Raw genomic sequence first — 8,138 nt, forward strand, 5'->3', positions numbered from 1 at the left:
GCTCTCCTGGCCTATGGACTTGTGGATAAGCCATTCTGAGAGTAAGGTGAATGAACTAACAAACCGGGAATAGCTCTTATTTTTCCTGAATTTTGTTCCAGATCCCCGGACCTAGCTAACTTGGCTTCCTTTAATTATTTTAAAAAGGCACAGTTGCTAAGTGCAAATCTACCTGAGCAAAGAATTGCTTTGTTGGGGATGATCAAAATGCAATTAACTTTAAAAAATCTAAGTTTAGTGGAAGCCTATTTTAGACAACTTCAACAGTATGTAAAAGGGGTAAAAGAAAGTTCCTTTCTACAGAAAATTGCGGCAATAAAAGAGCAAATCAAGGAGCTAAAACTGGAGCTTTTAATAAAAAAAGCCCAAAGTTATTTAGATCAAAACGAGGGTGGAAAAAGTTTTGCCTTAATTAAAGCTGATTTATACACCGCACCTAATTATTTGCTGTATATGATTGCGGCAGAGAGTATGTCGATTCAGAATCGGGCGCAACAAGCCTTAGAGTATTATCAAAGCGCCTTTCAGCACAGTGCCAATGATAAACAGCAAAAAACCGCCTTACTGGGAATTGCGAGAATGCAATTTTGGCTAGCTCAATACGTCCGTGCTAAAGATACGTTTACTCGCTTGTTACATTATAATTTATCAGCACAAGAATACCAGAAAGCTTTAGCAGGCTTAGTTAAAAGTTACGCTTACTACGATCGCCCACAAAAAGCCTATCAGCAAATTCCCTCCACACTTGTTTTTAAGGCGCCCGAATTAATCATCGCGGCCGCCCAAGCTTCTTCCTGGGCTGGTTGGTCGGATATTAGCAAAACTATTTTACACGACTATCAGCCTGTGTTAGAGGGTAGTGATTTAAGTTCAGGTTTAACTAAAGATTGGCAAGATTTAATCTGGCAAACCGATTTAGATACTTGGCCTAATATCATTTCTCCCACCTTTTTTGCTTCTCGAGATACCGAAACCTTCCATAAAAAACAAGTGACCTTGGATTATCGGCATTATTGGAGCTATGCCGCGCAGACCTCATTTGGGCCGGAGTTCATCGATTACTCACAGTATAATTTTTATGCTTTAAATGCCACCGGTTTTTATTTAAGTCAAAGCATTCAGCCTAACCGTCACCTAAGCTTAATCGGAAAAATAGAACCGATGGCTTATAAAGATCAGACTGTCTTGCAACATCCTAGTTGGAACCCAGTATTGTGGATGGCTAAAGGCACAGTCAATCCTAACGATTATATTAAGCTCAACTTACTAGCGCAAAAAGAAATTATTGAAACCTTTCCAGCATTTTATAACCGTATTAGTGATAACCAGTATGCGGGTACTTTAACGCTTAGCCCCCTAGCTTACCTCAAATTAGATGGGTCTTTATCCCGCTTAAACATTAGTGATGATAATATTCGTCAGGGCTATTTCTTAGCAACTACTCTGGTGGCGAATCCTGATTTAGGATTATCTACTACGTTCATCTATAGAGGATTTTCTAATGAATTTAAATCGCCGGACTATTTTAGCCCTCATCAATATAAAGAGAAGAAAATTCTTCTCCGCTTAGGGAGGCGTCTTGGTGCCACCTGGCATTATTATTTGGATGGGGGATTAGGGCGTCAATACATAACTCCCCTAGTGAATAGCGAAACGAACTCAAGCCCCACTTATCAATGGGGAATGGGTATTAATGGCCCCTTAACTAAACATTTATTTGTAACATTTTATTATATAAACACCCATCAAGCTTCTGCATTTATCGATTCCGTGGGTTATGCATACCAATGCGGTGGGCTAAGTTTTAACCTCTTAACTTAACACTTTGAGGGTTCTTGCAATCAAAGCCTAGCTGTAGCTTGCTTAGCCTTCCTTATCGAGAGCTTGATACTGTTTATCTGCTTGTGCGGCTTTATCTTGATTTTCCTTTAACTGTAATTCCTGTACTTGCTGTTCCCAGAGTAGGTTGATTTTGTTTTTAAAACTTATAAGGTGGCGGAGGAGCATGCCAAGATGGCTAGCAAGCATAGGTAATTTTTTAGGACCAAAAACTAGCAAGGTGACCAGGAAAATAAGTAATAACTCACCGCTCATGGTTTTGATCATCATTTAAGGCACGGCGGAAATTTTTTATTGCTTCACCTAAATCACTGCCCAAGGTTTTTAATTTAGACGTACCAAATAAACTAATAATAATAACCAGGATCAATAATAATGATAGGGGACTGATACCACTTAAACCCATGTTAATTCCTCAATTTTTACGATTTATAATAAGAAAAAATCCGCTGATGCCAGCACCAATTAGACTCAGCGGTAACCATAATTGTTCATCGATTAGGGCAAAATAATCACTTATACCTACGAGGGCAAAACTAATAAAAACACCGAGGGCGAGGCCTTGGGCAATCGGTTTCTCTTTTGCTCTTTGCCTTTGATCACGTTCTTTGTTTAAAAGTAACTCTTCCTTTTTAAGCGTTAATACGTCAAAAAGAAGTTTAGGCATATGGGGCAATTGTTCCGCAAAAAAAGGTAGGTTCTGTTTTAATTGGGTAAAAAAGTTTTTGGGCCCAATTTGCTCTCTTAGCCATTTTTCTAAGAAGGGTTTGGCCGTAGCCCATAAATCCAGCTCTGGATAAAGTTGTCTTCCTAATCCTTCTATAGCTAATAAAGTTTTTTGTAATAAAACTAATTGCGGTTGAACCTCCATATGAAAACGGCGTGCTACTTGGAATAAGCGTAAAACCACTTGGGCAAAGGAGATATCTTTGAGCGGTTTTTCAAAAATGGGTTCACAGACGGTGCGAATAGCGCTTTCAAATTCTTCTATACGGGTATTGGGGGCAACCCATCCTGATTCAACATGTAATTGAGCCACGCGTTTATAATCGCGATTAAAGAAGGCTACTAGATTCTCCGCGAGATAACGTTGGTCGTTATCGTTTAAGGTACCAATAATTCCAAAATCAATACAAATATATTGGGGCTCATCGGGATGTTCATAAGAAACAAAAATATTTCCCGGATGCATGTCGGCATGAAAAAAACAATCACGAAATACTTGGGTGAAGAATATTTCTACCCCACGTTCGGCCAATTTTTTAATGTCTACTTGGTGCTCACGTAGTTGATGCAGATCAGAGACGGGGATGCCATGGATACGTTCCATTACCAACACGTCCGGGCGGATGTAATCCCAATATATTTCAGGCACGTAGAGTAAGGGGGATTTATTAAAGTTCCTGCGTAATTGGGTGGCATTCGCCGCCTCCCGCTGTAAATCAAATTCATCCAGCAAGGTATGTTCAAATTCTTTGACAATTTCGACCGGTTTAAGGCGTCTACTTTCTGGCCAATAGCGATTCATTAAGCGAGCCAGGGTATACATGATACTGAGGTCTTGTTCTATGATACGCAACATATTGGGCCTAAGAATTTTAATCACTACATCTTCACCGCTTTTTAAGGTGGCAACATGTACTTGAGCCATCGATGCAGATGCCAACGCGGTGGGGTTAAATTCGGCAAATACTTCATAGGGTGAGGCGCCATAGGCTTGTTCAATAATTTCAATGGCTTTTTTGCTCGCGAAAGGAGGTACTTTATCTTGTAGTTTACTTAATTCAATAGCAATGTCTTCGGGCAGAATATCCGGACGGGTTGAGAGTGCCTGTCCGAGCTTAATAAAGATAGGGCCTAATTCTTCCAGTGACTTGCGGAGTGCTTCGCCACGCGTTAGAGGTTCTTTTCGAAACCAATTCCAGGGATTTAAATAGATCATAAAGCGCAGTGGGGCAAAAATCCTGATGGAAACCACCAAATTATCTAAGCCATTGCGAGCAAAAATATAATTAATGTGGAGTAAGCGTAGTACTTGTTTAATTGATTTCATGAGTGGCTCATAAGTTCATTGATATGGGCCGTTAAGCGTTCTACATCTAAGGATAATTCATCGATATCCCTAAAAAAATCGTCAAGTTCATTTTGGGATGGAACTAAACGCAATTCTTCCTGCAAATAATCACTTACATTCAAGCGCATAGAACTGCTCAATTGCTGTTTAAATTGGATTCCTTTACGTACCAATGAGCCAATTTGATAGGCCACTATATCACCGGTGAATTGGGCCAAATGCCCTTCCCAATCAATATCCATTTCGTCAAAAAGCTGTTTGATTTTTTGGCCTAATTCTACATCACCTTCAATACGAATTTGATCGTTAAATAAAGAACGGGCTTGTGAGCTAGGTAAGATACTTAAACGAATTAAACCAAGAGGACTGCTATGAATAAATGTATCAGGCTGTCCTTCATAATGCTCTAAAAGCAGAATTTCATTATGCAAAAAATGAATGAAAAAATAAGCGTTTAAAGGGGTAATGACCAGCTTTAAAACTTTTCCCTCGAGTGCATTTAGTTTTTCTGGCATGCCTTCATCTAAGTTTAAGGCTGTATTGATAGCCAGCTGGAGCGTTTTAAGTGAATATTTTTTTAACATAATCAACTCAGTATTTATATGCAATGTGTAAGGCTACGATGCCTGCGCTTAAATTGTAATAATGACAGTCTTCAAAACCAGCCTGTTCGATTAGTTGCTTTAATTGCTCTTGATCAGGATGCATGCGGATTGACTCAGCAAGGTACTGATAGCTGTCTTCATCTTGGGCAAAAAGTTTACCTATTTTGGGTAAAATATTAAAGGAATACCAATCATAAACCGTTTTTAACCCCGGAAGCTTAGGGGTGGAAAACTCAAGAACCATCATTTTCCCCCCCGGTTTACATACGCGATACATCGAGCGTAAGGCCTCTTCCTTATCGGTTACATTTCGCAGACCAAAACCGATAGTAATACAATGGAAACTATTGTCTAAAAAGGGCAAGTATTGGGCATTGCCTTGCACAAAAGCAATATTTTTAAATAAACCTTCATCTAATAACCTATCACGGCCAACTTGCAGCATAGCTGCATTAATATCTGCTAAAATTACCTGACCTTTAGGTCCTACTTTTTTACTCAGTAAACGGGTTAGATCACCACTTCCCCCTGCGAGATCGAGTACCCTCTGACCCGGGCGTACTTGGCTTAATTCCACCGTAAAGCGTTTCCATAAATGATGGATGCCCAAAGACATGAGATCGTTCATTAAATCATAATTTTTAGCAACAGAATGAAAGACTTCAGCTACTTTTTTTTCTTTTTCATCCCATCCTACAGATTCGAAACCGAAATGGGTGGTTTTTTTATGTTCGCTCATAATTATCATTGATATAATAAATAGTTTTAATAGTACTCGATCTTGCTCTTTATACCCAACAAAAAGAAAATTTTCTCCCCTTATGGACTTAATGACTAAGCAACAAATTTTTGCTTATATTGTCAACGAGCTCCAAACTGGCTGTATTGCTTTTAAAAAAGCGCCAATCGTTATTAATTAATAAACTCACTACAGACAATAAAACATTGACTATATCCAAAAGTAATTGTTTGTAGCCGCGATGCACCGCTAAGATGTCTCGAGCTGCCTGAATTTCTGCCTCACACTCTGATCTAAAACGGGGGTAGTCACGGGGTGAGTTGAAATAACGAATTGCTTTAGCATGTAAGGCTTGATAAAGACTAAACGCTGTTTCTGCCGCGTCGTTGTAATGAGGCTTCTTAACCGCCTGCACGGCATGTTGATAGGCTTTAATTTTTAGATCCTCAAGAAGATTCATTAAACTTTGTTGCGGCGTTTTATGAGTAGTGTTTTGCCAACGCTCTTTTTGCTTAGTCAAGCTCTGTTCTAACCATTGCTCCCTTACTTCAGGCCTTAACTGTAGATGACGTAAACCATAGCTCAAGCTACTGTAATCCGGCGCTTTAGGAAGAATTTTCACGATTTGTTCGGTATTCAGCCAGGGAAGCCACGGACCCATTTTGCCATCATAATTGCTTTTATTGAATAAAATAGTGCCCAGCTCCGGGGACATTTCTTTTCGTTTAAGTACTCTATCAATATGTTCGACCCGGTTTACTTTGTCGACTAATGTTTTTAATTGAGTAGGGCTGAAGGCATTTTTGACTTTAGTGAAAAAATCGAGTTCTAATTCATTGGCCTCTGCAATGAGCCTCGCCAATGGTAGTTGGTTGAAAAGTTGCTCACCACCCAAGGCGATTATTTTTAAAGCAAGCTTGGGGGTTAATTCGGCTTGTTTTTCTTGTAACAGCGGAAGCAACTCATGGGTTTTATGCGTTTTCTGCATTAAAATTAATAAATTATCAAAACAACGCTCCCAATGAGAATTCGGGTTAGCTCTCAATTGCGCAAAAATTTTGAGGGCAAGTTCGCCTAATATATTTGGTTTTCTTGGTGCTTGTTTAATTAATTCCTCTGCAACCCGCTCAGTAAATTGGGCATGATGAATGAGATCATAGAGTACCTCTTGTGGAGCTCGCGGCAGAAGCATTAGTAAAACATCCTCATCACTGCTCTGTTGTTTTAAAAGCTCCTGAATTACCTCAGATGCTAATGCTAGGGGGTGTTTTAGGATTAATAATACCTCCTGTTTATTAAAGCTACGCTTATTTAAAAGTTGCAGCAATCCTTGGTCAGTTAACGCAAGATGTTGCAACAATTCAGTATAGCTTTCTTGGTTGGTAGCCGGATGTTGCGCGATTAATAGTAAACTGCTTTCTTTTTCTATGTAATTAAATAACTTATTTAATTGCCTTGCGGTTAATTGTGGATTTTGTAGCAAGGCTAGAACACCCTCTTCGTTAAGATAAATTTGTTGTAATAAGCGGTCTATTTGCGCTTCATTCTGGCATTTGGGGGCGATAGCCACAAGGAGATTACTGTCTAGAGCATGGTTTTGTTCAAGTAATTTATTGATTATCTCTGCATCGGCCTGCGGATTGTTTAAAATATTTTGCAGCAGCAATAAACTAGGATTAGGCAGCTCTAAGAGCGCCAATAAAAGCTCTTTAAAATCAGCCTGCTTTGCTTGCGTTTCGAAATAGGGATTAAATAAAGCCTTATTATCTTTTAAGGCGGGATAGAGGGTTAAAATAGATAATGCTTGAATAGATGCCAGCTGCAGCTCGTGTTGTTCATTAACTTTATTTAAACGAGCACTATGAGTAGTGCGCAAGCGGCTAATATCAATATTGATGCATTGCTCAAGACAAAATTTTTGTTCTTCTGTCAGTTTTAATAAAAACGGTTTCTTCGTCTCGGCTGAGTGCAAATGGGTTAGAAGCTCTTTTAAGCTCAATAAATGTTTTAGGTGCTTAGCTAGGGCAGCAAGACTATTAATAGGCAAATCAAATTGTTGTTGCAAATGGTCAATACTAGGAGAGCTATGGGTCCAGTTTTGGTTTAAATAAACGAAAGCTTCGGCCAACTTTTGATAATCCCTTGCTTGATTAGGGAAGGTTTTTGGAAAGATAGTTTTCCAATTAAATTGACTTAAATCTTCAAAAGGCCGTGCGCTGATGTAGTCAAAACCTTCCGTCTTTGCTTGAGTCATCGCAGTTTGTAATTGACGAAATCCCGGGGCGCTTCCTGGGCGTAAAGCCATAAGTTGCTCACTAAAAAAACGTAATTTTTCGATGGGTTCCTCAGTAAGCCACTGCAGTGGGGTTTCTTGGTTTAAAAGACTATTAAACTCGCCGTTTACAAAGCGTATTTGTTCTTTTAAGGATTGATATTGCGGGTCTGTCAGCATTTTTATGGGCCTAGTACCGGCAACCACGCTATCCTCTGTGCTTGCAATCCAGCTGGCCTCTAAATGGCTAATGCGCTGTTCGAGCTCTTTTGCTTCTTGGGGTGTAATGATGGTGGCATGTAAACCATCACTATCTAAATGGTACCATACCAGCAGTACGGGTTTTAAAAAGACACCGAGGAATTGGGTTTGTCCCTCGTAAGTATAAATATAGTTTTTACTTACGTTTAACTGGGGTGAAAAAATATGGGAGGCGGGTTCATTCTTTTTTGCGCATGCCTCATTTAATGTAAGTGTCATCCTATCTGAATAACTCATGTTACGCACATAAACTTGTAGTTTGACTAAAAAGCATTAGAATTCCGCCCTTAATTTTAGGGAGGGAATTAAATGGATATGCTTGATCTTTATAGTGATTATTTGATTTTC

7 protein-coding genes are annotated in these 8,138 nt (G+C 39.3%); 1 reads left to right on the top strand and 6 read right to left on the bottom strand.

Annotation, left to right across the window (positions count from 1 at the left end):
* Positions 1-207: 207 nt before the first annotated feature.
* Positions 208-1,821: a lipopolysaccharide assembly protein LapB gene (locus ELY15_RS11395; RefSeq protein ID WP_127100107.1), complete on the top strand. Its 1,614-nt coding sequence runs from the start codon at positions 208-210 to the stop codon at positions 1,819-1,821.
* 42 nt (positions 1,822-1,863) lie between these two features.
* Here ELY15_RS11395 and ELY15_RS11400 read toward each other — a convergent pair whose 3' ends face one another.
* From ELY15_RS11400 to ELY15_RS11425, 6 genes are all read right to left on the bottom strand, one after another.
* Positions 1,864-2,109, bottom strand: coding sequence for a twin-arginine translocase TatA/TatE family subunit (locus ELY15_RS11400; protein WP_370449424.1), 246 nt, complete (start codon positions 2,107-2,109; stop codon positions 1,864-1,866).
* On the bottom strand, positions 2,084-2,245 hold the full coding sequence (tatA, locus tag ELY15_RS11405; protein WP_127100111.1) for a twin-arginine translocase TatA/TatE family subunit: 162 nt from the start codon (positions 2,243-2,245) through the stop codon (positions 2,084-2,086). The genes ELY15_RS11400 and tatA overlap by 26 nt, the downstream gene beginning before the upstream one ends.
* A 9-nt stretch (positions 2,246-2,254) precedes the next feature.
* Complete coding sequence (ubiB, locus tag ELY15_RS11410; RefSeq protein WP_127100113.1) at positions 2,255-3,892, bottom strand: ubiquinone biosynthesis regulatory protein kinase UbiB; 1,638 nt, start codon at positions 3,890-3,892, stop codon at positions 2,255-2,257.
* Positions 3,889-4,497 carry an SCP2 domain-containing protein gene (locus tag ELY15_RS11415; RefSeq protein ID WP_127100115.1) on the bottom strand — a complete coding sequence of 203 codons (609 nt, stop codon included), beginning with the start codon at positions 4,495-4,497 and terminating at the stop codon, positions 3,889-3,891. Before ELY15_RS11415 ends, ubiB begins: the two co-directional genes overlap by 4 nt.
* Positions 4,498-4,504: 7 nt before the next feature.
* Complete coding sequence (gene ubiE / locus ELY15_RS11420; RefSeq protein ID WP_127100117.1) at positions 4,505-5,257, bottom strand: bifunctional demethylmenaquinone methyltransferase/2-methoxy-6-polyprenyl-1,4-benzoquinol methylase UbiE; 753 nt, start codon at positions 5,255-5,257, stop codon at positions 4,505-4,507.
* 88 nt (positions 5,258-5,345) lie between these two features.
* Positions 5,346-8,027, bottom strand: a complete 2,682-nt coding sequence (locus ELY15_RS11425) for a hypothetical protein (protein ID WP_127100119.1) — start codon at positions 8,025-8,027, stop codon at positions 5,346-5,348.
* Between the last annotated feature and the right edge of the window lie 111 nt (positions 8,028-8,138).

This window comes from Legionella sp. km772, from assembly GCF_003989735.1.
Lineage (GTDB): Bacteria > Pseudomonadota > Gammaproteobacteria > Legionellales > Legionellaceae > Legionella.